Consider the following 24,123-nt stretch of genomic DNA (forward strand, 5'->3'; position numbering starts at 1 on the left):
TTCCAGCGTCTGAATGTTAGCTAGCCTAACGTCCGGGCGTTTTTTCTTTGCCGACAGGTTATCATTTGATAACTTAATAAGTGAGTCCCAGTGAGTCCCGTGCTATACTGAATTTGATATCGTTTTCACGACCTTAAAGGAGGATGCTTATTATGCCAATCAACCCAGCTGATGCCCAAGATGTTTACCGTGACGCCGGCGACAATATTATGTTTACCACCTACGTCATCGACCGTGATCACCTCGAGGCTGACCGCGAAGCCATCGCCGAATTTGCCGACCGCCTAGCCGCTATCGAACGGAGCATGGACATTCGTTATCCCGATGCCAATCTCCGCGTGGCCTTTGGCTTTGGTGCCAGCGCTTGGAAAGACCTCTTCCCGAACGCCAACGTACCCAAGGAACTCGTCGATTTTCAGGAAGTCAAAGGGCCCAAGTACACGGCGCCCGCAACCCCTGGCGACCTGTTCATGCACGTCCGCGCCAAGGATACGGCGGTGGTCTACGAAGTCATGGACCAAGCCCGCGAATTTCTGCGCGACTGGACGACTGTCGTGGATGAGACTCCTGGCTTCCGCTACTTCGAAGGCCGTGCCATCATCGGCTTTATCGATGGCACCGAAAATCCAGCCGGCCCAGACGCCACCCAGTACGCGTTGATTGGCGATGAAGACCCGGAATTTGTTAATGGCTCCTACGCCTTCGCTCAGAAATACGAGCATAACATGGATGCTTGGAACGCCTTGAAGACTGAAGGCCAGGAAAAATCCATTGGTCGGCACAAATTTAGCGACCGCGAACTTGAGGACGACGAAAAGCTCCCCAACGCCCACAACATTGCCTCGCAAGACAACGAGGGCGGCATTGAACACAAAATTGTGCGGATGAACGTGCCCTATGCGCTACCCGGTCAAGGCATCGTCGGCACCTACTTCATCGGCTATGCCCGTCACTTTACCGTGACCCAACGGATGTTGAACAACATGTTTAGCCAGAGCGACCGGCTGTTAGACTTTAGTACGCCGATTACAGGTGCGGCATTCTTTATCCCATCCCGCCGCCTCCTCGAAACCATCGCGAACGGCAACTACGGGGCTTAAACTTGCCTCCGATTCGCCTTACCGGGAGAAGAAAATAGCTTGGAACGCTGGGGCAGGACGGCCGAAGCCAAAATGCGGTCTTCGTCCTTGCTTTGAACCGCTTAAAACCGCGTTTCAAAGTCACCATTTTATGAGCAGCCCACTCATAAAATCCCCCAGCTGAAGCTATTTTCTTCTCCCTCACGGCTGACACCGGTTTAACCCCGTGTGGCCGTGCTAACTATTTACTAACTTGATTCTATTCTGTCATAACTACAAACCGGTTCCCAATCACGTGTTCTACCTTCACGTGACCGGGGACCGGTTTTCTTTCATCACATCAACTGGCCCAAATCGAAACTTTTCAATTGCCGTAATCCCTTATTTCAAACCAATTGCGAGCGCATACAATCAAGTCGCTAACGTTGACGTTCCGGCATTATGGGCGTATCTTAGTAGAGTTACCATTACGGATAATTCACGATTGGTTTGCGTTACTTTGGGTAATCTCACCAATCAATTCAATCAATAGGGAGTTGAACTATTTTGGACGAGTCTGAAAGAGAATCCGGCCCATGGCGGCGTAATTTGCGGGTTCTCTGGTTCTGTACGTTCGTTGCCGGCATGGCTTTTAGTGAAATCATGCCATTTTTATCGTTATATATTAGTAGTTTAGGCGATTACACCAAATCACAGGTGACCATGTATAGTGGTTTGGTCTACGCCGCGGACTTCTTCGTGAGTGCGATTGCTTCCCCACTTTGGGGCATGGTCGCCGATCGGAAGGGTCGGAAATTAATGCTGATGCGGGCCTCACTCGGAACGGCCGGCGCCATGGCGTTGATGGGATTTGCCACCAGCGTTTGGCAGTTAGTGGCCTTGCGAGCTTTACAAGGGGTCTTCGCCGGATTCATTTCCAACGCACAGGCCTTAGTCGCCTCACAGACGCCGCGGAAACACAGTGGCGCTTCACTCAGCACCCTGATGACCGGGGTGACCAGCGGCATGTTGCTGGGGCCCGTCATTGGTGGGATACTGGCGCAGGTCTTCTCGATTCGGCTGACCTTCTTCATCACGGCCGCCTTGTTGTTCCTCACGTTCATCATGAGTTGGGTGCTGGTTGAAGAAAAATTCAAGCCGGTCACCAAGCAACCGGATGCGCCCAAGAGCCACAATCCATTGGCCGCCTTCCCCAATCCCAAATTGATTCTGGTTCTGTTATCCTCAACCATGATTGTTCAATTCGGGAACATTTCAATTTCACCAATCATTAGTTTGTATGTGAAAGAGTTAATGCACAACGTCGGCCCAATCACCGTGGTCGCCGGAATCATCGCGGCTTTACCAGGGATTTCAAACATCTTTGCTTCCCCGCGCCTCGGGCGTTACGGGGATGAGCACGGCTCTGGTAAGGTCTTGATCTTCGGTTACGTGTTTGCCTTTCTCATGTACCTCCCACAGGGATTCGTCACCAGCGTCTGGATGCTCGGAATCTTACGGTTCATGATCGGTATTTCCGACGGGGCCCTATTCCCAGAGATTCAAACCCTCTTGACGAAAAACTCGCCGGTCGAATTAACCTCCACCGTCTTCAGCTGGAACCAATCCTTCCAAGCCATCGGCAACATGATGGGCTCGCTCCTCGGCGGCTGGATTGCCGGGGTCTTCGATTACAACGCGGTCTTCTTCTCCACGGCCCTGTTGATGCTGGTCAACCTCGCATTAATCTGGTGGTTAGTCCCAGAGATTCGTAAGGCACGAGTCAAAACGGCTTAGGTTAAAATAAATTAAACGGACACGACAATTTTTTAATGTCGTGTCCGTTTTTTCTATTCACCATATTTACAATTGTCGAGCTACAACAAATCCTTCATGAACTGCATCGTAAATCTGACGAACACGTTCGGAGTCCCCAATATTATAAACATCCATATCCGTTTGCTCTTCAAGTTTATCTGCCAATGAAGTTTGTGGGACGAAACCAGCCGCCGTCACAACTGCTGTCGCTGACAAAGTCGTTATATTGCCAAACCGATCCACTAATTTAACCCCTTTGGTCGTTACTTCTTGCAATCTCAGACCTGTCAGTACTTTGACCTGTGCTTGTTTGATTGCAATTTTATAAACTAGGGAGGACTGTGCGGGACTTGCTAAAAACTCATCCATCATTTCAACAATTGTGACTTGTTTGCCAGCAGCTTTCAATTCCAAAGCTGTTTCAGCTCCCGTCACGCCGCCACCAATAACGACAATATCATCCCCAGATACATCCTGACGACCGCCTAAGTAATCCATTGCGGAAATCACTTTATCTTGATTAATTCCTGGCACGTCAAGTTTACGTTCGGCACCCCCTACTGCGACAATCACGGCTTGATAACCTTGATTCACTAAATCCGCATAAGTTGCTGTTTTCTTTTCTAATTTAATATTTTTACTCCGCGTCACATGCTCTTCATAGTAAGTTGTCAGTCTACGAATATTGGCTTTGCTCTCTGGCGCTGCGGCTTCAACCATGGCTCCACCAAATGAACGTCGCTCATAGAGTGTGACCTGATGACCACGACTTGCCGCAACCAAGGCGGCCTCACATCCAGCAGGTCCAGCACCAATCACTGCAATATTTTTGCTAACGCTTGCTGGTTCATAAGGATTTGATTCATATTTATAAAGTGTTGGATTAACCGTACAATGAATCGGCGTATTTGCCAACAAGCCGCGATCCATACAGCCAATTAGGCAATTGATACAAGGATTAATATCTTGTGCCTGATTTCTCTGAGCCTTTTTTGCCCATGCAGGATCTGCTAAGAATGCTCGACCCAGAGCAACAAAATCTCCGGCATTTTCCTCTAAAAGCTGCTCAGCAATCTCTGGCGTAAAAACATTATGACCCGCAAATACGGGAATGTGAACGGCTTCCTTAATTTTCTGTGTATCTCCTGCATTGAAGGCATTAGGCTTTAACATTTCCATTGAAGCCGTAGCGTGGGTGCCACCCATCAAATTCAAATGGGAAACCCCTTCCCGTTCAAGCGCCTGGCAAACCTTAATCGTTTCTGACAATCGAATGCCATCTGGCTCCCAATCGTCCGTTGACAATTTCACGCCGACCGGAAAGTCAGGTCCACACTTTTGCTTAACGTCTCTAATAATCTCTAGCAGAAGACGCATCCGATTTTCAAGTGAGCCACCATACATGTCTGTTCGTTGATTATCGTGTGGCGACAAAAAATTTGTTGGAATGCAACCCGCTGCCCCATGAATCTCGAGAACTTCAAATCCCGCACGCTTGCATCGCAATGCAGCATCACCAAACTTATGTACCAAATCATGAATTTCATCAACACTCAAAGCCCGTGGTAATTTTGCTCCAGCTTGATACCATGGTTCGTAAGTGATTGGTGAAGCACCAATCACATCTGCACTTCCTACGAAACCTGCATCACGGCCTGGGTGGGCTAGTTGCATGGCAGGCACAGCGCCATGCTCTTTCAAGGCATCTGCCAACAATGATAGCCCAGCAATAAATTCATCTTTGTCTGCTCGCAAACCACAGGATTTCATTGGAACTGGTGTCGCATTATCCATGAAAATTAACCCCGCACCCCCATCTGCTGCTTCGGCATAGGCTTTAATTTGTCTATCCGTGACTGTCCCATTAGGATTTCCTAAGTAAGTTCCCATTGAGTTACGCACAATTCTATTTTTGATAACGACATTACCAATTTTGCCTTTTGTAAATAATTTTGGATAATGGCTACTTTTCATCAGTCAGATCTCCTTAAATCGTTTATTTGAATACGCTTTCATTGTGCTATAATTCACTTGTTGCCACAATCACAAGAACTACCTAAAAAGTTGCTTAAGCAACGAAAAAATAGAGAAGGTTGCTTAAAGGAGGAGAAGTCATGGCTACGGACATTCGAATCGTTAAAACTAGACGTAATATTGAATCCCACTTTATTCAGCTACTCAGTCAATTCGATTTTAATGACATCACCATAAAGTTGCTGACAACAACTTGCCAAATTAATAAGACAACCTTTTACAGAAATTATGCTGATAAGTACGATTTACTAAACAAAGTTTCAACGGATCTGCTTGGGCATTACATCCAGGTAGTTGACCGTGAGCCAACGATTTTGACTGGCGACCCTTCCTACTTGATACCCATTATTGATTACTTTGAACAAAATCAAGAAACCCTGCTCATCTTGCTCCACCGACCATTGCCCATCACCTTATTTGATGACATGCTCACCGTTTTTCAGTCAGTTCTGCTGACCGCGTTTAACGTCAAAGAACCTGATGCTTCTGAGAAGCAGGTTCAGATTATGTCTTTTTATGCCCGCTTAATTGCTGGCAATATCTTAACCACAATTAGGTGGCAACATACTGAAAAACCACTGTTACGTAAAGATGAGCTCATTTCACTAATTATGGAAAGCTTCGAAGACGGTGTCTTACCTAGCATTCACGAAAAATTCCCTAATCTTTAGACATATAAAAAATCGACAGCCTTCAAGCAATTCTCAGCTTGTAGGTTGTCGATTTTTGACATTTTAATTTACATGGCAAATCACATTGCGCTTTTAAAACAACTTAGAAGGCGCTAGTGAAAATCATCAGCTAGTTTGTGGATAAATTTCATGGTAGCCCAGAAAGACCTTCAACGGCTATTTACCCGGCAAAACGTTCAAGGGGAACCTCTTCACCCGGCCCAAAAACCGTTGCCGACGTCGTGCTGACGCCGAGTAAACTGCTGATGCCGCCGAAGCCATCGACTATGTCGAAAGCCACACCGGCCGCGGCTAACGTTTGCCGCGCATGGCGCTCTTCCAGCGGCAACTCTTCGATGTCATCCGTGCGGCTGATAATCAATTGTGGATTGCCAGCGGCTTGGACCGCCGTTGCCAATGTGCTCGCCATCTTGGCCAAGCGAATCGTTGGCACCAAGGCCACGACCAGGTCTTGATCCAACATGGCGGCGCTCAGACCACCTTCGTCCAACACTTCTTCGGTCAGCGCCATCACGGATTCGGGCAAACTCACCGCGCTGGAGGTGTAAACGGTCAGGTCCAACTGACTATTTTGGCTTAATTGACGGACAAAATTTTGACTGGCAGCATCAAGGGCACCAGCGAGTAAGATTCGTTTCAAGGTCGTAACTTCCTTTCGTTCATGTATCAGTTAGCGCGCTGGTTATTTTCTTTGCGTATCAGATAACCAGCGAATATGTGCATCTTCAAGTGATTGGGCAGTGGTTAAACTCCCACAGTGGCGCCCGTTATCAGTCTCTTTTGACTAGTAAATAACGTGACCCGCCCAACCCAATGTTAATGATTATAAAGGGTTACAGTAGGTCGAAGGCAACCCCTATTTTAAAAAATTCTGAGGAAATAAATAAGTAATTACTTATTAAAAACTCATATAAATATGTTAACGTAACGAAATACCCTGCAGGCCTGGCAGAGCAACGATACGGTTGCGTCCCGAATCCGTTTACACTAGAAGATTATCAACAGAAGGAATAGTTATCTTTTGGTAAATGTAACTCTTTCATGTACAATAGACGTAACTGCGAAACGAAAAACCAAATACGACCGGTCTCCAGGCTGCCCGTCTTGACGTGTGCTCCCGGCACACCGATCGTTATTTTTGTACGCGGGCTAAACTGCGCGTTGTCAGTGCCTCCGGGCGAGGGAAAACGAGACCGGTCCGCTGTGGGCACCCGCCCGGAGCCAAAGAACGGTCTCCGGGCTTAGTTTGAGCCTCACAAACCGAGTCTCGAACTAGCAGTTCCCTAAGTGGCCGAGCCACCAAGGGAACTCCCACGGCTAAGCTCATTTTCCCTCGCCCTGCGGCCAACACGGATTTAGACCGCAGAACAACAGCACTGGCTTACTCGTTACAGTTCATCATCACTCTCAAGAACAACCGCATTACCATGGCCTCACTAGTTTAACCACCGACACTTCCGCCGGCGCATTAAACTAGTGTGAGCCGCAGGGAGAATGAAAATAGGCTCAGCCGTGGGAATTATCTTAGCGGCGGTTTTTGCTGCTTAGATAATTGCTATCTTTGAGACGCGTTCTTAGCGGCTCAAAGTAAGTCTGGAGACCGCCCTTTGGCTCCAGACGGGCGCCCACAGCGTCACGGCCTATTTTCATTCTCCCGGAGGCACTGACAACGTACCATTTAATACGCGACACCATCATACAGGAGGTTAATCTATGCTACTTTCAATGGAACATCTACGTAAGGAATATCCCAATGGCAAGATTGCCGTCGACGACTTCAATTTGCAAGTCGGCCGCGGTGAATTTATTGCGTTCATCGGGACGTCCGGCTCGGGGAAGACCACGACCATGCGGATGATTAACCGCATGCTGAAACAAACATCTGGCACCATCAAGATCAACGACAAGGATATTTCTAAAATGGATCCGGTCAAGCTCCGGCGGTCCATCGGCTATGTCATCCAAAACATTGGCCTGATGCCCCACATGACCATTCAGGAAAACATCGAAATGGTGCCCAAGCTCCTCGGCTGGTCCAAGGAGAAGCGGGCCGAACAAGCGCACAAGATGATCGAGCTGGCCCAACTCCCCGACGACATGCTGCAACGCTATCCCGGCGAACTTTCCGGTGGGCAACAGCAACGAATCGGTGTTGTGCGGGCCCTGGCCGCCGACCAAGAGATCATTTTAATGGATGAACCCTTCGGTGCCTTGGACCCCATCACGCGGGAATCGCTGCAGGATCTGGTCAAGCATTTACAAGAAGACCTGGGCAAGACCTTCATCTTCGTGACCCACGACATGGACGAAGCGCTACACCTGGCCACCAAGGTCGTCATCATGAGTCAAGGCAAGCAGGTCCAAGTCGACACGCCCGAAAACATTCTACGCCACCCGGCCAACGACTTCGTCACCAACCTGATTGGTGAGGAACGATTGATCCGGGCGCAACCCAACATTTTATCCGTTAGCCAAATCATGTTAAAGAACCCCGTTTCCATCACGCCCGACAAGACCGTCGACGATGCCATCGAGCTGATGCATGACCGGCGAGTTGATACGCTGCTGGTTACCGACGACGCCGGCGTACTCCAAGGCTACGTTGACCTGGAAGACATCAACCGAATCACCGACCCCCACACGGCCGTGGGCGATTTCACCAACCGTCAAGTCTTCTTCGTGAAGGCCGACTCGCTGATTGGCGATACCGTCGACCGGATTCTGAAACAGGGGGTTAAAAACGTGCCCGTGGTCGACAAGGACAAGCACCTGGTCGGCATCGTTACCCGGACGGCGCTGGTCGACATCGTCTACGATGCCCTGCGTGGCGCACCGGAAGCCAATGAAGAACCCGCTTCCCCGATCAACGCGGATATCCATGCCGCTGCGACCCACGATGAAGGGGGCGAAATCCCACAATGATGCATTTTCTAGCAACTTATGGGACCCAACTGATTGCCAAGACCGGCCAACACCTGTACATCTCGGCGGCCGCCCTGGCCCTCGGGGTCATCGTGGCCGTGCCACTGGGCATCCTGTTGACGCGGATGAAACACGGCGCCAACTTTGTCATCACCCTGGCCGGGGTGCTCCAAACGATTCCGGCCATGGCACTGTTAGCCATGATGATTCCCATCTTCGGAATCGGTTCAACGCCCGCCATCGTCGCCCTGTTCATCTACTCCCTGCTGCCCATTTTGCGCAACACCTATTTGGGCATGCAAGGCGTCTCCCCGACCGTGCGTGACGCGGCCAAAGGCATGGGCATGACCTGGTGGCAAATGATGATTCAGGCCGAGATTCCCTTAGCCGCACCGGTCATCATGGCCGGTATCCGGCTGTCCGCGACCTACGTGATTGCGTGGGCCACCCTGGCGTCCTACATCGGTGCCGGTGGTCTGGGGGATTTCATTTTCAACGGACTGAACCTGTACCGCTCTGACCTGATTCTTGGCGGCTCGATTCCCGTTATCCTGTTGGCGCTTCTCGTCGACTATTTATTGGGTAAAGTGGAAGTGGCCGTCACGCCACGCCAATTACGATAGGAGGCCGCTATGCGAAAACATTTACGTCAATGGCTCGCTGCCTTTCTGGTTGCGGTCGTCCTCCTGCCTTTGGGCGGGTGCGCGCTACCGGGACTGTCTGGCTCGGGCAATAACACCGTACGAATCGCGTCACAGAACACCACGGAACAACAGATCATGGCCTACGTCATTGCGGGCATGATTGGGCACTATACAAATTTAAACACCACGATCATCAATAACTTGGGGTCCGGCAACGTCAGCTTCAATGCCTTGAAGAACAAGCAGGCGGACATCTCGTCCATCCGCTTCAACGGGACCGATCTGACGACCATCTTGAATGAAAAATTTGAGCGGGACCCCGCCAAGGTCAACACGACCGTCACCCGTGAATTTCAGCAACGTTACCAGATGACTTATTTCAAATCATACGGTTTCGCCGATACCTACGCCTGGATGGTCAAGCCGGCCTTCGCGAAGAAACACCACCTGAAGACCGTCAGTGACCTGAAGAAGCTGGCCCCCACTATGAAAGTCGGGATTGACCAAATTTGGCAAAACCGTCAAGGCGACGGTTACCCCGCCTTCCAGAAGATGTACGGCTACAGCTTCGGCACGGTGCTGCCCATGCAGACCGGGCTACTCTACGACGCGTTATCCGCCGACAAGATGGACGCCATTCTGGGCTACTCCACCGATGGCCGGGTCAACAGCTACCATTTAAAATTGTTAAAGGACGACAAGAATTTCTTCCCACCCTACGATGGGAGCGCCGTTGCCACCGATGCCATTTTGAAACAGCATCCGGAACTACGCAGCGTGTTGAACCGCTTGGTCGGCAAGATTTCACTGAAGACCATGCAACAATTGAATTACCAAGTCGACGACCAATTGGAAGAACCCCAGACGGTTGCCAACAATTTCTTGAAAGAACACCACTACTTTGAAGGGGGGAACGACTAGTTATGAAAGACATGGGTTTATTCAGTCAGCTGGTTTACTACTTTAGCCACAACGGGATGTACGTCCTCAGTCAATTTAACCAAACGTTCCTCGTTTCCATCTACGGCGTGCTACTGGGCGCCATCGTCGGGATCCCGCTGGGCATTTGGATTTCTCAGTACCGGCGCCTCTCGCCCGTCATCATTGGCATTGCCAACGTGATCCAAACGATTCCGTCACTAGCGATGCTGTCCATTTTGATGCTGGGATTAGGCTTGGGCCAGACCACGGTCATCGTGACCGTCTTCCTCTACTCCCTGCTGCCAATCATTAAAAACACCTACACCGGCATGCTGAGCGTCGACGCCGACGTGCTGGACGCCGGGAAAGGCATGGGGATGACCCGCTTTCAGGTCATGATGACCATCCGGATTCCCCTGTCGCTATCGGTGATTATCGCCGGGATTCGAAACGCCTTAGTCATCGGTATCGGGATCACCGTTATCGGCTCGTTCATCGGTTCCGGTGGGCTCGGGGACATCATCGTCCGCGGGACCAACGCCACGGATGGCGGGGCCATTATCCTGGCTGGGGCGTTGCCAACGGCTTTGATGGCGATTATTACGGACCTGGTCCTCTCCTTCATCGAAAAGCGCCTAACGCCTAAGACTTCTTCTGAACGGTAATATTGGTTTGGGTCAAGTGCGTGTAAACTTGGCCGCCTGCGGCTTCCAGGACTACGCCTGCTGTGGGGCCGGTTTCCGCCTGTGGTGCGGGCTCCCACCTCAACTTTGAGCCTTGCGAGAACCCTGCAAGTCTCAAAGGTTGTCCCATTCTGTAAGCCGGCTCAAAAACGCCGACTAACAGAATCGACACAGCCGTCTCCGTCCTGGCTTCCTCCGGCTCAGATTGCGACACCAATCCGATGTTGGTTTGGCGAAGTCTTAGACGGCAGCCGTGGTCGTGGTCCATTTGCTCGCTAGTGTGGTTGGCTAGACGGCTGTCGCGCTAGTTGTTAATTTTCGATAATTTAAGCGTCACCTGCTTCGTTTGAACGAGGTGGATGACGCTTTTTTGTTGCCCGTGAATTGGCCTTGCTCCCCAACCACCTTTGCGGATAATTAATGTTATACTGTGTAAAGTAATATTCGTAGGCGTTAACTACTACGACACTGAATTTTAGGTATGCCGCCTGAACAAACACCATGACCACAACCGGCAAAACCACCAACCATCCCTTGAATTTCTTTTGGGGTTGGTGCACAACTCTTAGCCGGAGTCAGCTAGGTGCGAAGTCCCGTGTCGGTGGTTGTTAGGGCGAGTGGTCTTCTCGGCCTTACAGCACGGGCTGTGGGCAAGACTTACGGGCTTGGTAAGGCTTGGCCGCAAGTCCGAAGACCGCCTTTCGGCTTCGGGCGCGCCTCATGGGACAGAGCACCTAGCTCAAGTCAAACAACCACAATCACACCCGGCCAAACCACCAATCACCCCTTGAATTTCTTTTAGGGGTGGTGCACAACTCTTAGCCGGAGTCAGCTAGGTGCGAAGTCCCGTGTCGGTGGTTGTTAGGGCGAGTGGTCTTCTCGGCCTTACAGCACAGGCTGTGGTCGAGACTTACGGGTTTCAGTAAGGCTTGACCACAAGTCCGAAGACCGCTTCTCAGGCTTCGGGCGTGCCTCATGGGACGAGAGCACCTAGCTGACGCAGGCGGCAAAGTTAGAACCAAACACAAAAAAAGAAAATCAAGGAGATGATTGGGTGGAGCGGTTACGGCAAGCGGGTATCGACTTTTCCGTCGGCACCCTAAACTTTCTAGCAAATATTGGTCTCATGTTGCCCTACATTTTAATGCTGTTGAAGTACCAGGAAACGCAGAGCGAGACGTATTTGATTGCCCTGGTGGCCTTCTACATTTCGCGAGCGGCTAGTATTTTTTATACCAAACGCTTAAATCTGCGGTCGAGCACCTACCTCATCGTGAGCCTGGTGCTGGGCGCGCTGGGGAGCTTTATCTTTGCCCTGACAAACGCCGTGGGCTGGCTCGTTGTTGGCAGTCTGTTGTGGGGGTACAGTGCCGCCACGATTTGGCCGTACTTTTTGACCCTCAAGTTACATCTTAGTCAGTCGAGCGAATTTAAAATGAAGCGGCTGTACTGGCTCATCTTCCTGGGCCTTGGCGTCATGCTGGCCATCGATCTGGCGGCTGGATGGAGCTATACGCTGACCTTTAGCGTGCTGGCGCTGCTGTACTTGGGTGCGCTGCCCGGCGGCATTTTGCTGGACAACTTTACCAACGACTTCTACCAGAATCGACCAACGCATCCCCACGGTCTCCAACAGGGCTGGCGCTGGGCGTTGTCCCTGATTGGCTTTGCGGCTATCGCCTTACTGACGACGTTGCGGAAGGCCGCGCTGAACCTACCAAACGGGTTAGTGCTCGCCATTATCGGCGTGGCGCTGGTGATTCTCGCCATCGAGCTGTACGGTGACCGCCACGTGCTACCTAATTACAAGATTCGCCTGTTAAACCGGGGCTTCCTGATGAGTCTGGTCCTGCTGTTCAGCGGTTTCTTCGCCTACTTCTACTTTGGGCATGCGGGGATGTACGTGGTCTTTGCGCTGTACTTGGTCGGGTTTGAGACCGGCTATCCCCTCTTTAATAAACTGGGACGCGGGTCGACCAAACGGGCGCTACGGCTCAGCCAGGGGAGTTTGCTGGCGGGGCATGTGCTCCTGCTGATTCCGTGGCGCTGGTCCTACGTGGTGGGGATTCTGCTGATTACCCTGTACGTCGGTTACGACAACCCGACCATCAACGCCACGCTGTACGGGGCGCCGGAGATTGACCACGATATGGCCATCGTTCACAAATACCGGTTCTCCACGTATGGCGGCCTGTTGTGCCAGCTGGTCATGTTTGGCCTACTGGTGGCCGTGAGTGCGGGCGCCCATTTATCAATTCTGTCATTCTTCAAACCCAGTGATGCCAGTCATTTCTGGCTGTATACCCTGACCATGAGCTGGCCGTTAACGCTGGCCTCGTTGGGCATTTCACTGGGAAATATTTTGCACGAACCTAAGGGGTAGCCAGTTGGCTGGCCCTTTTAATTTTATTCACGTCGTTAAGTAAGCAAGTTTACCTAACGATTTAGTGCAGTTAACTAGCCATCGTTTTAGCCGACAAATCCTATCCTACCAAGCTTTCATTATCACCCACCGCGAGTCATTGCGATGGGTGATTTTTCATACCGCCAATCGATTACTGTCCAACTAACTAGGTGCTATGCTTAGCTTGTAGATTATCGCACTTGATAAGGAGTGAACTCTGATGAAAGGAAAAGTCTTTAGAACATTTTGTCTCAGTATACTTAGTTTCGTTGCCCTGCTGACTGGCCTATTACTAGTTAATGTGCGTTCTGTTCACGCGGAAACGACGCCGGTGGTGACGACTGATTTATCGAAAACAATTGATGAAACCTTTCCTGACGCCGACACAAATAGCGCTGCTGCTGTCGTCAAGGCTGCCATGCTAGACCATCAAAACTACCACACTGAGGGTTACGGCATTTCCGGCGATAGCACCCTAGCCGAGGTCCAAGCCGAGTACCCCGCCATTACAATTGATCAGCCACTAACTAGTTATGAACCCCTCACCCGAATCACGCCCGTACTTCACGAGTTATCTCTAACCCATCAAACTAGTCAAATTGAAGCCAGTCTTCCTGCTATCATGTCTACCCTACTAGCCACTCGTCCCGACAAATATAAGAACGTGAACTCTTTAGATTTGAGCAATGATCAGTTAACAAACGCTGATCTCACGACCTTGCTGAGCGCTGCCGAACACGTTCACTCAACCACGGTGCTTTCGAATCTCTATCTCAATCAAAATGATATTAGCGATTTTTCTCCCTGGATGGACTACAAAAATGCGCAAGGCGCTACTAGTCCGATTGGCAACTTATATGCCCCAAGTTCAACCTCTTCGGACGCTCCCCTGCTCACAGATGTCGTGCTCAATGGAACCACCGCGAAAATTCCTTTCACCAAATTTGATGAACTCACAACACCTTTTTCTCCAGACCTAATTGGCGACCCATTTTCACGTCAGGGCCAAATTGCCTTTAAAGTGTTTAACAGTCCCGACTTCTTTGATGATCCGACCAATTTCATCCCAAATGGTGCCCTCGGCGCTGGGAAAGTTATCCCATTAACGACGTACCGTGATCAGTATCGCGATTTCCCCACAACGCTTGATTTCAGACAGACTGATCGGATTGATGCGCAAAGTAACACCTATTATCAGCCCCTGCCGCAGAAACAAATAGATTCCGTTAGCGCATACTTTCCCGCCCAAACCTACACAATTCTTCCGCCAAACGACCCAGATTACCTGACCATCACCAACGTCCCAGCCCATAGCACCGCCCTTCACCTCCGCGTCCTAGTTTGTCCATTCAAAACAGTTACCTACATTCAAAATTACACGATCAAGCTCTATCCGGCTCCGAAAACCGCTGTGCCCACCAATAATTTAGGCTCTTCGTCTAACACGTCTAGCAGCTCTAATACCGTTGTCTCACAGGCAGACAAGGCTAAACCAGAGAACAAAATCGTTTACGCCACCAAGAAAATTGGTCTCTACAACTCCCCAACCTTTACCAATAAGGCCCGCATTCACTGGTACACCAAGGCTAAACGGACCAACCGGCCGATGTTCAAGGTCACTGGTTACGCTCGCTCCAAGAACGGCCTACTCCGCTACAAGGTCAAGGACGTGACGCCGAACGCCAAGACGAACGGTCAAACCGGCTACATCACAGCCAAGGACAGTTTTGTCAGCCACGCCTACTACCAAACTCAGACAAAGAAGATCAAGGTTCTCCGCGGCCTCAACAGCTATAAAACCAAAGCCCTCACCGGCAAGAAACTCCACTACCGCAAGAACCAAGTCATTCGGGTGAAGAAGCTGGTCACTCACAACCTGACCACGCGGTACCAGTTGCCCAATGACCGCTATGTTTCAGCTAACAAGCGATTGGTCATGCAGGTTAAATAGTCATTTCACCTAACTAACCGAGTTGCCTAATTTGCTTTGTCTGAACATCAACAAGTCCTTATGACATCAAGCTTTCATAATCACTTACCACGCATCATTTTGGTGGGTGATTTTTCATGTCCACAATCCATTCACTAGTCTCACTATCCCTCACACTTACCTGGTATGCTTAGCTTGTAGTTAACTGCACATGATAAGGAGTGAATTCCAATGAAAGGAAAACTGTTTAGAACGCTTTGCTTCAGTATACTTAGCACTATCGTCCTGTTAACCAGCCTGGTATTGGTTAGCCCTGCCTCGGCACATGCCGCCACACCCCCGACCGATGCCGCCACTAGCCTTGATTTGAACCAGACTATTGACCAAGCCTTTCCCAACTACCTAACAGATCCAAATGAAGCTATCGTCCGAGAAGCTCTACTTAAAGCGGAATATCCGTACCCATATACGGGTCAAATCGACAGAACCAGTACCTTGGAGGATGTACAAAAATGCGTTCCCCGTGTCATCATCACCGAACCAATGACAGACTATGCGCCCCTTATTAAAGTGGTCGGCCTTGCTCGCTCTCTGCACCTAGCCAACCAGCCACAGTTGTCAAAAAACCTCTCCTCCATCGCTCAGGCCTTCATGACTGATCGTAATCATCAAAATGGTATTGGCAACTTGGAACTTCCCAATGACGACCTAACTAGCGCGGACCTAGAGCTACTTCTAAGTCTTGCAAAGAAGCAGGCCCCCACCCAAACGAGTCATTTCATTTTCTTGCTTGACCTAAGCCATAACAAAATTAGTAATTTTACTTCCTGGTCAGATTTCAAAAATTCAGACGCCAGTCAAGTCATCAGCGGGTTAAACGCACCCATGCAAGATCCCGAATCCACGACTACCCTACCTGCACAGGACTTAACTGGCACCAGCATTAAGATTCCCTTCACAAATCTTCCAGAACTGACATCCAATGATTTTTATGATAGTGCATACACTCTAGTTCGCGCATCGCTCACGTCTAATAAAGACTACTTTGATAAGACTGATAATTTTGATGATCAAGACAGACTTTCTCCTGAGTCAGTCCCCTATCTAAACGATATAAACAACCCCGCAATCAATTTTTATCTGTACCTAGATCCTCCTAAAACAGACTTTTCAGATATGTACACTATTGCCTTAAGTCCAGATACCTACACAGCAATGTTAAGTCAATCATCACTACAGGGCATGCTGACTGATGGCGATATACAGGAATATACTTTGCCAGCCGATACGACTCACCTCACAATCAATAATATTCCAGCAGGCAGCCGTCAACTCACCCTTAAGATTGCAAGACTTATTTCCGACTCCAACATGAAGTGGACCACCTATGTTCAGAATTACACCATCCCGTTGAAATCACCTACGACAAGTAATACTGCCACCAGTGTCGAGTCCGACAAATCCAATGAATCTACAACAGTCGACACCCCAGCTGCCGACAAGGCCAAGCCAGAAAACAAAATCGTCTACGCCACCAAGAAAATTGGTCTCTACACCTCCCCAACCTTCACCAATAAGGCCCGCAGCCACTGGTACAACAAAGCAACTCGGACCAACCGGCCGATGTTCAAGGTCACTGGTTACGCTCGCTCCAAGAACGGTGTGCTCCGCTACAAGGTCAAGGACGTGACCCCGAACGCCAAAACACATGGTCAAACCGGCTACATCACAGCCAAGGACAGTTTTGTCAGCCACGCCTACTACCAGACAAAGGCTAAGAAGATCAAGGTACTTCGCGGTCTCAACAGCTATAAGACTCAAGCTCTCACCGGCAAGAAAGTCCACTACCGCAAGCACCAAGTCATCCGCGTGAAAAAGCTCGTCACCCACAACCTGACTACGCGGTACCAGTTGCCCAATGGCCGGTATGTTTCGGCTAATAAGCGCCTGGTTATGCAAGTCAAATAGTGCCGACCAAGTCAGCCCACACACTGTGAGCTGGCTTTTTTGGCGATTAGTTATCCAGATTAATCAATTTATCTTTTAACCATCCACTAGGGTAAAACGAAAATCGGTCTCACTGGAGCCCTAACGGTATCGATAGCGCTGGTCGCCATGATATGATATTTCTGAATAAAGCGCTTACACTACTATCCAGAAAGGCGGCGTTTCCCATGCCAAATTCCTTCCGTCCCCTCCTCTTAATTCTTACTGGCTGTTTGCTCGGCACCGCCACAGTCGTGCTGCCACCCATTCACGCCCGATCGACCTCCAGTGCGACGCAGACCCGTGAGATTCCCGCGGCTGACACCCTGACCATTCGGGAGGCCTTCAGCCATGACACCTACCTCCAGGCAGATATCGTCCACACCCTCCAACGATACGGCTACGAGGTCACGGCCGACTCCCCCGTGAACGCGACCCAAGCCTTTGGCGGCGCCACACCCCTAATCCTCAGTGATCCCCGCATCCGTGACTATCAGGACCTCCGCCACCTCGTCGCCTACCCGCGGTCCCTGCGAATTTCTAACCAAACACATCTTGCCGGTGCCGGCTTTCGTCAGGTGATTGCGGCCCTCAACCAGTTGCCAGCTGAGGCCGATGGCTCGTTTTTACTCTATCGCAACCAGCTGACGGACGCGGATCTCAGCGTGCTCGTTGACTATTTGAAAACACTGCCTTCAGACGATGACACCCTACCCGTTCACAGACTCAACCTGAGCGAAAATCAAATCAACGACCTGACTCCCGTAGCCGACCTCGCCGACAGCACGCGCCCCGGTGGTCGGGTCATCCGAACGCTGGTGGCTTGGGGGCAATCCCGCCACTTGAACCCACTCCCGGCACAACGCGTTGTTCACAACCAAATCACACTAAAAGCCAATGACCTATTACCGCTACGGCTTTACCACCACACACCGGCGGAGCCTTTTGACGATCCTAGATTCCAAATGGCTGTGTTTCGCGTTCACCCGGAGCTGAACGCGGACGGCCTCCACGCACTAACGACGGATTCGTTTGTGCCAAATGCGCTGACGGCTCAGGAAATGGGCCAGCCCGTCCTGCAATACCGCGACATCCCCATGACCCAGCCGGAACCCAAGCTGACGATTGATGAAGGGACGAAAACAGTGAGCGGCTTAGCTAATTTTGGCGTGCTCGACTATCAAAACACCACCCCCTTAGCTTACCGGCAGTGGCTGTCCCCGGCAGAACAAGCCAGCCGTCTCAGCAGTCTGGCAGCTGATGGTTACTCGGCCACCGACAGTTTTCGCGCCGACCCGCAGATCACCAACATCCCCTCTGGCACGCCGTTCATTCAGGTCCGCGCGGCCTTTCGTTACTTCTACAGCGAAACGTTCCGCGGCTTCACGCAGGATTACACCATTCCCCTGACCTGGCCCGACACCTCGACGTCCAGTAGTTCCAGTGGTGGGTCCAATAGCGGCGGCAGTACGAGTTCCAGTCGCCCATCCCTCAGCTCGGGCGGCGATGGCGACGGTGGGGTGCCTGAGGGAACGGTGGTCACGGCCACCCGAAAGATTGGGCTGTACACGGATACGGCTTTCAAACGGACCACCCGCCAACACTACTACCGCCGCCAGCCCCGCGTCTACCGGCCGATGTTCAAAGTCACCGGCCACGCGCGCTCGGTCCACGGCACGCCGCGGTACCTGGTCAAGGACGTCAACCACCACTCGAAAACGGCGGGCAAGACCGGTTACATCACGGTCAATCGCAAATTTGTGACGCCGACCTACTACCGACAGGCGGCTAAGCGGGTGACGGTGATCAATCCTAATGGCGTGAATGCCTACCGGAGCAAATCGCTGACGGGTAAGGCGACGCACTACCGTCAGGGTCAGACACTGCGGGTGAAGAAGCTGGTCAAACACAACCTGACCACCCGATACGTGCTCACCAATGGCCACTACATCACCGCCAACAAGAAGCTGGTGCAGAATGGACGAGTAGCTATGCCAAAGAAGCTCAAAGCTAAGACCGCTATCAACCGGTACCGCGATGTGAACTTTCAGCATCGGCAAAAACATTACCGCAAAGACACTACCCTCACCGTTAAAGGCTGGGACTTCAGTGCTCATGGGACTAAACGTTATCGCGTGGCGCATGGGTATGTGACGGCCAACCGCCACTACACCAAAACAATCAATTAACTAAAAACGAGATGACCGGTCGCTTCAGACCAATCATCTCGTTTTTGCATACAATTTATTTTTTAACAACTAACGTCTTATTTGCCGTCATGTAACGCCCGCCGGTTAAGACCAACCGCGTCGTCAAATGATAATGCCGAATGGCTTTTACCTTCAGTACCGTTCCCCGTTTGAAATGCTGAAGACGCCGACCACTCAGATCAGCCTGGCGATACGCGTTGATTCCCAACGGATTCAGCACCCGAACGTGCCGCGGGGTAACGCGGAAATAGGTACTCGTTACATCATTATCGCTTGCCGTCACGTAACCCGTCAGACCGTCCGTCTTGGACTGGTGATTCACATCGCGAACCCGATACCGCATGACACCAGCAGTGTTCCGCCGGTACCCCGTTACCACAAACTGTGGCCACTGATTCCGTGGGCGTTTGGCATACCAGTGCAGGCGGGTTTGCCGATTAAAGTTGACCGTGCGATAAAGGCCAATCCTCTTAAACGCCGATACAGCCTGACCTTTGGGCACAACCTTGACCGGATCAGTCGGCTCCGAGATCGATGGTGTGGGTGTGACTGTCGTTGGTGGCGTGGTAACCGCCGTTCCACCACCGTTTTCCGCTGGCGCCTTCTTCTGGTAAATGTAGGTGAATTCGCCAGGCTTGGTGGCATCCGTTCGCGCTAAATCGTAACCAGTAATAGGCAAGACTGCCTTTTTCAGCTCAGAAGTAAAATCGAAGGCCACCGTCACGTTCTCTGGCGCCCGTAAAACATTCCCAGCGGTATCCACAAAATTAATGGTTAACTTCTGCATATCGGGTACAACCTGATTAGGATCCATAGAAAAATGGAATTTAACATCACTATCTCTAACCCAATCATGCGCACTAACTCGCCAGCTTTGGGAACCATCCATGAGATTCAGTTTTTCTGAATTCACGAACCAATCTGTTCCCTGCGCTAAGGCGCGTCCCGCAATCAGTTCATCTTCATCGTTATAAAGATGAGTCACGTATGTCGTATTTCCCATCTCAATCACTGGCGTCGTGACGTACCCGCCAGTCGCATCCTCAACGACCACCTGACTGCCGGATGTCGTTTCTTGGGGCTGATCCGATGGGTCCTCCCCAGTGACGGCTTCGCCCAGTACGACAACTGGTTTCCCCACTACCATCAACAAAGCGACTCCCACTAAAACACTAACCAGAATTCCCTTAATTCCAGTCTTCACGACTCCCACTTCCTATGCCAAATTGATTAGGTCAAGTCACGACGTTTTATAAAAATAATTATCACCAATGACTTTACACCCTTAGAACAATCATCCCCAGTATAACGCAAAAGGACCACGCCAGCCGAACATATACGCTCAGCCAACATGGTCCCCCAGTCATCTTCACTCTGCCAACAAAGTCACACGCTTCCCGACAATCTCCAACAGGCCGTCCGCCACCAACTGCCCCAGCTGGCGACTCAACGTTTCTGGCGTGATGCCCAGAAAACTGGCGAGCTCTTTTTTCTTCACGGGTAAATCGAACTCGGAGGCCTGCTGTGCCTGCCCAATCTGCTGGAGGTAGGCCAACACCCGGTTCTTCGCCGTCAGATTGCCCGTTAGCGCGCTCACCGACTCCAGCTCGGTCAAGCGGTCACCCAGGATATTTAGGAAGTTAAACGCCACATCTGGCTCCCGGCGCAGGAGGTCCTGGAAGTCCGCACGGCCAATCGAACAGATTCGCGTATCCTCCACGGCCTCGGCGTAGTTGAAGTGCTGGCGCTTGGCAAACAGCGCGGCCTCACTGTCGATGGTCCCGGCCCGCAGCATGTACAGCACCTTCTCCTTGCCGTTTTCGTTAAGCTGATACACCTTGACCCGCCCGGAATCGACGATCATCATCCGGTCCAGCTGACTGGTCGGGTCGTAGAGCACCGTGCCCTTCTTGAATAGCTGCTGGTGTACGGAAATCTTGGCAAGCTCCGCAATGGCGGCGTCATCCAGCCCTTTGAAAATGGGGGTACTCCGCACACATTTAACTGGCGAATGAGTCATCTTTTTTCGCTCCTTTTCACATTTTCTTGATATTTATCAATTTTTATTTCTTGAAACCATTATATACTAAATTCATCACTTCGAGGAGGTCATTTCATATGAAAATCTATCAAGCAACCATCGTGCCACTCAACGAACAGGTCATCGGGACCGCGGCCCACGGGACGGCGCTATTCACCATCAACGGGGACACGCTGACCATTAATATTGAAATGTTTGACACCCCAGCCAACCTGCAGCACTGGGAACATTTCCACGGTTTCCCGGATGGCAAGGCCGCTGACATCGCCACCAGTGCCCAGGACGTGAACCACGATGTCGTCCTGCCAGACACGGTTGCCGGTGCGGTCGGGCATTACTCCACTCACGTTACCCTGCCGATTGCGGTGGGTAAGATTGTGGAGCTGTGATGGCTGGTAAGAAAACTGATGCCATCGTGGCGACCGGCTACTACGCGGTGATCCTGTTGCTGGTGGCGTTTCACTTGGACATGCTGGCAATGTGGGGCATGGCGGGGGGGATGCTGGTTGGTGCGGGACTGCGGCTGGTACGGCGGTAATGGATTATAGTGATCACTCTGGTCCGGTTGGACTGGGGTGATTTTTTCGTTTGACTGCATTTTTTCAATAAAATAACCCCTTCAGCCAACCATGAATGGTTGGTCGAAGAGGTTATTATTAGGCATCATATTCAATTGCCTTTAGGCGCATCAGACAGGGTCCAAGTCATCGACCCAGTGTATTCAGTACCTGACCCAGCATAAACGTTGGGATTAGCCTGCAAGTAAACGCCAGCCGGTACGGAACTTCCAGTATAAGAATCACCCTTCTGGTTCCAATCACTAGCTAAATCATACGTGCTAGTGGAACGATTACCGGAAGCCACTTGCACAGCATTACCATCATCTAACGGCGTGACAGTCCCATTACCATCTGCGTAAACCACGTGACCACTAAACGTGTGTCCACCATCACCATCGGTTAAAGTCGAAGCCTGCGCCGTCAGGTACCAAGGTGAACCGGTTGCTCGTGAATCCGAAACGTCGACGTTGTATTTTCCGGGCGCATATAAGGTTTGCGTTGAAGGAACAGCTAAGTTTACACCGTTACCAAATACTAACTGAGAGATAGTCGTGAACTGCATATTTCCTAATCCACGAGTAACATTGATTGTTGCTGGATCAGTTGATTTGTCACCAGCACTGTCGCTAGCATTAATTTGAACAGCTTGTGTAGCACCACCGGCTAACGTCGATAGGTCATTTGCAGTATCAAAAGCTAGTCCATCACCACTAGCGGTTAAAGCTGTAGACGAATTTTGCTTTGTCACCACTAAATTCGACTGCTTTGCTAGCCAAGTAGCAATATCTGAAGAACTTTTACCTTTGATATTTGCGTCCCAGTCATCCGGACTGATGGTTAGGCTTGATGTCGCCGGTGTGATTGTTAAGGGAACTGTATTAACCACATTCGCAGTAGCAGACTTAACATCACCATACTCATTATATTCAGTAACCTTAATTGGGCTTTTGGCATGTAGAGAGTCTAACGTGCTATCACCCAAAGATATTGTATAATTACCACTTGAATCCGCAGTTGTATGATACGTACCATCGTCACCATCAACGCCTGAAAGAAAGACATCTATGTTTGGTTGAGCTTTCCCAGTCACTTCATGCGCACTAGCTGCCACACTTCCGCCACCATCAATTGTGACGCCTGCCATCCCTGCAAACGTTGCATCATCACTTACTAAAGAAGCAGTTGCATATCTCGCAGCACCAGCAGGCATAATGTAAGGTTCCGTATACTCATCCGAAAAGCCAATGTAAATTTTTTTTTGAGGATTGACACCTAAGTGTGTAAAGTCAACATCCATTTCAATCCATTTATTCGCAGGCGGGGTTGCCACAGTAGCTTTACTATTAAGTGTCCAGGGTTGCTGATTCGTGACAAGTGAAACTAGCTTACCATTTACATTAGCCGAAACATCTGCATAAACCTTTGTGTAAGATCCATAATTAGGATTTTTTAACTTAAGTGAACCTTCAGTAAAGTAAATATAAATCTTCGTAGTTTTATTAGTCACTCGTCCATCGCTTGTGAAGTTAGCCGCAACATTTTGTCCAGTGTCCCATGATGGATAAGAGGACGTCATGTCCCCAACCTCAGAGCCAGGTGCAATACTTGCTGTCCCATTTGGATTCATTTCAACGCCCTTACTATCAGATAAAAGCGTTGCCCCACTTGGAAGACTAGGCATTGCCATCACGTGAACAGATTGAATACCAATCCCCACACCAACAAAAGCCAGCAGCAAGCCAAGCTGTAGTAAAATTTTCTTCAACTTCATCTTAGCTCACTCCCTCTCCCGTAATAGGCGTGCTTGCCGATAAACTGTCACCGATAAGATCAGGACGATTAACAATAACAACCCGAAAATACTGGTTAAAAACATCCGCGATTCACTGGTCTGTGGTAACCGGCCAGCAATCAAATCAGCTGAACCGGACTTAACCACTGTTGCCACGGCAGCGGCTGGCGATCCGTTTTTCTTATTACCATTCTGGGTACCCGCGACTTGATCACCATCAGACCCGGTTGTTGGTTTCGTCCCATTCGGAATATTGTCAACTAACGCGGCCAAACGACCTTGCTGTGGATTACCAACAATATAGACCTTTGTCTGCGTGCTCCCACCAGTCCCAATCACTGTCTTGGCGAGCGCCGGTGTGCCAATGCCAACCCCAACGATTAACGTCAAAGTCAGAATGGCCCACATGATTAGCTTTTTCATGACCA

At 50.5% G+C, this 24,123-nt stretch carries 18 protein-coding genes and 1 pseudogene; 13 read left to right on the forward strand and 6 right to left on the reverse strand.

What is annotated here, in order from left to right; translation table 11 throughout:
• Positions 1–152: 152 nt before the first annotated feature.
• Complete coding sequence (locus JUF22_RS00640) at positions 153–1,100, forward strand: Dyp-type peroxidase (RefSeq protein ID WP_203642396.1); 948 nt, start codon at positions 153–155, stop codon at positions 1,098–1,100.
• Between the two features lie 525 nt (positions 1,101–1,625).
• Positions 1,626–2,855: an MFS transporter gene (locus JUF22_RS00645; protein WP_203637583.1), complete on the forward strand. Its 1,230-nt coding sequence runs from the start codon at positions 1,626–1,628 to the stop codon at positions 2,853–2,855.
• A gap of 66 nt (positions 2,856–2,921) precedes the next feature.
• On the opposite strand, the gene JUF22_RS00650 is transcribed toward JUF22_RS00645, so the two are convergent.
• Positions 2,922–4,850 carry an NAD(P)/FAD-dependent oxidoreductase gene (locus tag JUF22_RS00650; protein ID WP_203642397.1) on the reverse strand — a complete coding sequence of 643 codons (1,929 nt, stop codon included), beginning with the start codon at positions 4,848–4,850 and terminating at the stop codon, positions 2,922–2,924.
• A gap of 140 nt (positions 4,851–4,990) precedes the next feature.
• Between JUF22_RS00650 and JUF22_RS00655 the strand changes: the two genes are divergently transcribed.
• A complete protein-coding gene (locus JUF22_RS00655; protein ID WP_203642398.1) occupies positions 4,991–5,581 on the forward strand; it encodes a TetR/AcrR family transcriptional regulator in 591 nt (196 codons plus the stop codon).
• 181 nt (positions 5,582–5,762) lie between these two features.
• Here the strand turns inward: JUF22_RS00655 and JUF22_RS00660 are convergent, their stop codons facing one another.
• Positions 5,763–6,242: a Rossmann-fold NAD(P)-binding domain-containing protein gene (locus tag JUF22_RS00660; protein ID WP_203642399.1), complete on the reverse strand. Its 480-nt coding sequence runs from the start codon at positions 6,240–6,242 to the stop codon at positions 5,763–5,765.
• A 1,073-nt stretch (positions 6,243–7,315) separates the two neighbouring features.
• Here JUF22_RS00660 and JUF22_RS00665 point away from each other — a divergent pair.
• The 8 genes from JUF22_RS00665 to JUF22_RS00700 all read left to right on the forward strand — a co-directional run bounded on the left by JUF22_RS00665 (position 7,316) and on the right by JUF22_RS00700 (position 19,281).
• Positions 7,316–8,524, forward strand: a complete 1,209-nt coding sequence (locus JUF22_RS00665; RefSeq protein WP_203642400.1) for a betaine/proline/choline family ABC transporter ATP-binding protein — start codon at positions 7,316–7,318, stop codon at positions 8,522–8,524.
• Positions 8,521–9,147 (forward strand): ABC transporter permease, encoded by a 627-nt coding sequence (locus JUF22_RS00670; RefSeq protein ID WP_203642401.1) that lies wholly within the window; start codon positions 8,521–8,523, stop codon positions 9,145–9,147. The genes JUF22_RS00665 and JUF22_RS00670 overlap by 4 nt, the downstream gene beginning before the upstream one ends.
• A gap of 9 nt (positions 9,148–9,156) precedes the next feature.
• Complete coding sequence (locus tag JUF22_RS00675; protein WP_203642402.1) at positions 9,157–10,089, forward strand: osmoprotectant ABC transporter substrate-binding protein; 933 nt, start codon at positions 9,157–9,159, stop codon at positions 10,087–10,089.
• A 2-nt stretch (positions 10,090–10,091) separates the two neighbouring features.
• Positions 10,092–10,754, forward strand: coding sequence for an ABC transporter permease (locus JUF22_RS00680; protein ID WP_275404338.1), 663 nt, complete (start codon positions 10,092–10,094; stop codon positions 10,752–10,754).
• A gap of 1,072 nt (positions 10,755–11,826) precedes the next feature.
• On the forward strand, positions 11,827–13,155 hold the full coding sequence (locus JUF22_RS00685) for a hypothetical protein (RefSeq protein WP_203642403.1): 1,329 nt from the start codon (positions 11,827–11,829) through the stop codon (positions 13,153–13,155).
• Positions 13,156–13,396: 241 nt separating this feature from the next.
• Positions 13,397–15,127, forward strand: a complete 1,731-nt coding sequence (locus JUF22_RS00690; protein ID WP_203642405.1) for a DUF5776 domain-containing protein — start codon at positions 13,397–13,399, stop codon at positions 15,125–15,127.
• Positions 15,128–15,337: 210 nt separating this feature from the next.
• Positions 15,338–17,074, forward strand: coding sequence for a DUF5776 domain-containing protein (locus JUF22_RS00695; protein ID WP_203642407.1), 1,737 nt, complete (start codon positions 15,338–15,340; stop codon positions 17,072–17,074).
• A 206-nt stretch (positions 17,075–17,280) separates the two neighbouring features.
• Entirely contained in the window at positions 17,281–19,281 is a 2,001-nt protein-coding gene (locus tag JUF22_RS00700; RefSeq protein WP_203642409.1) for a DUF5776 domain-containing protein, read from the forward strand.
• A 55-nt stretch (positions 19,282–19,336) separates the two neighbouring features.
• Here JUF22_RS00700 and JUF22_RS00705 read toward each other — a convergent pair whose 3' ends face one another.
• Positions 19,337–20,506 carry a DUF5776 domain-containing protein gene (locus JUF22_RS00705; RefSeq protein ID WP_203642411.1) on the reverse strand — a complete coding sequence of 390 codons (1,170 nt, stop codon included), beginning with the start codon at positions 20,504–20,506 and terminating at the stop codon, positions 19,337–19,339.
• Between the two features lie 165 nt (positions 20,507–20,671).
• The gene (locus JUF22_RS00710; protein WP_203642413.1) at positions 20,672–21,322 is read right to left on the reverse strand and encodes a Crp/Fnr family transcriptional regulator; all 651 of its coding nucleotides are present in this window, start codon (positions 21,320–21,322) and stop codon (positions 20,672–20,674) included.
• A 98-nt stretch (positions 21,323–21,420) separates the two neighbouring features.
• On the opposite strand from JUF22_RS00710, the pseudogene JUF22_RS00715 reads away from it, so the two are divergent.
• A pseudogene (locus JUF22_RS00715) lies at positions 21,421–21,657 on the forward strand (hypothetical protein); the annotation flags it as partial.
• 74 nt (positions 21,658–21,731) lie between these two features.
• Positions 21,732–21,881 carry a hypothetical protein gene (locus JUF22_RS00720; protein ID WP_203642417.1) on the forward strand — a complete coding sequence of 50 codons (150 nt, stop codon included), beginning with the start codon at positions 21,732–21,734 and terminating at the stop codon, positions 21,879–21,881.
• A 131-nt stretch (positions 21,882–22,012) separates the two neighbouring features.
• Here JUF22_RS00720 and JUF22_RS00725 read toward each other — a convergent pair whose 3' ends face one another.
• Both JUF22_RS00725 and JUF22_RS00730 read right to left on the reverse strand, forming a co-directional pair.
• A complete protein-coding gene (locus JUF22_RS00725) occupies positions 22,013–23,674 on the reverse strand; it encodes a hypothetical protein (RefSeq protein WP_203642419.1) in 1,662 nt (553 codons plus the stop codon).
• Between the two features lie 6 nt (positions 23,675–23,680).
• Entirely contained in the window at positions 23,681–24,118 is a 438-nt protein-coding gene (locus tag JUF22_RS00730; protein WP_203642421.1) for an LPXTG cell wall anchor domain-containing protein, read from the reverse strand.
• Between the last annotated feature and the right edge of the window lie 5 nt (positions 24,119–24,123).

The sequence above is a fragment of the Levilactobacillus lanxiensis genome (genome assembly GCF_016861655.1).
In the GTDB taxonomy this organism is placed as follows: domain Bacteria; phylum Bacillota; class Bacilli; order Lactobacillales; family Lactobacillaceae; genus Levilactobacillus; species Levilactobacillus lanxiensis.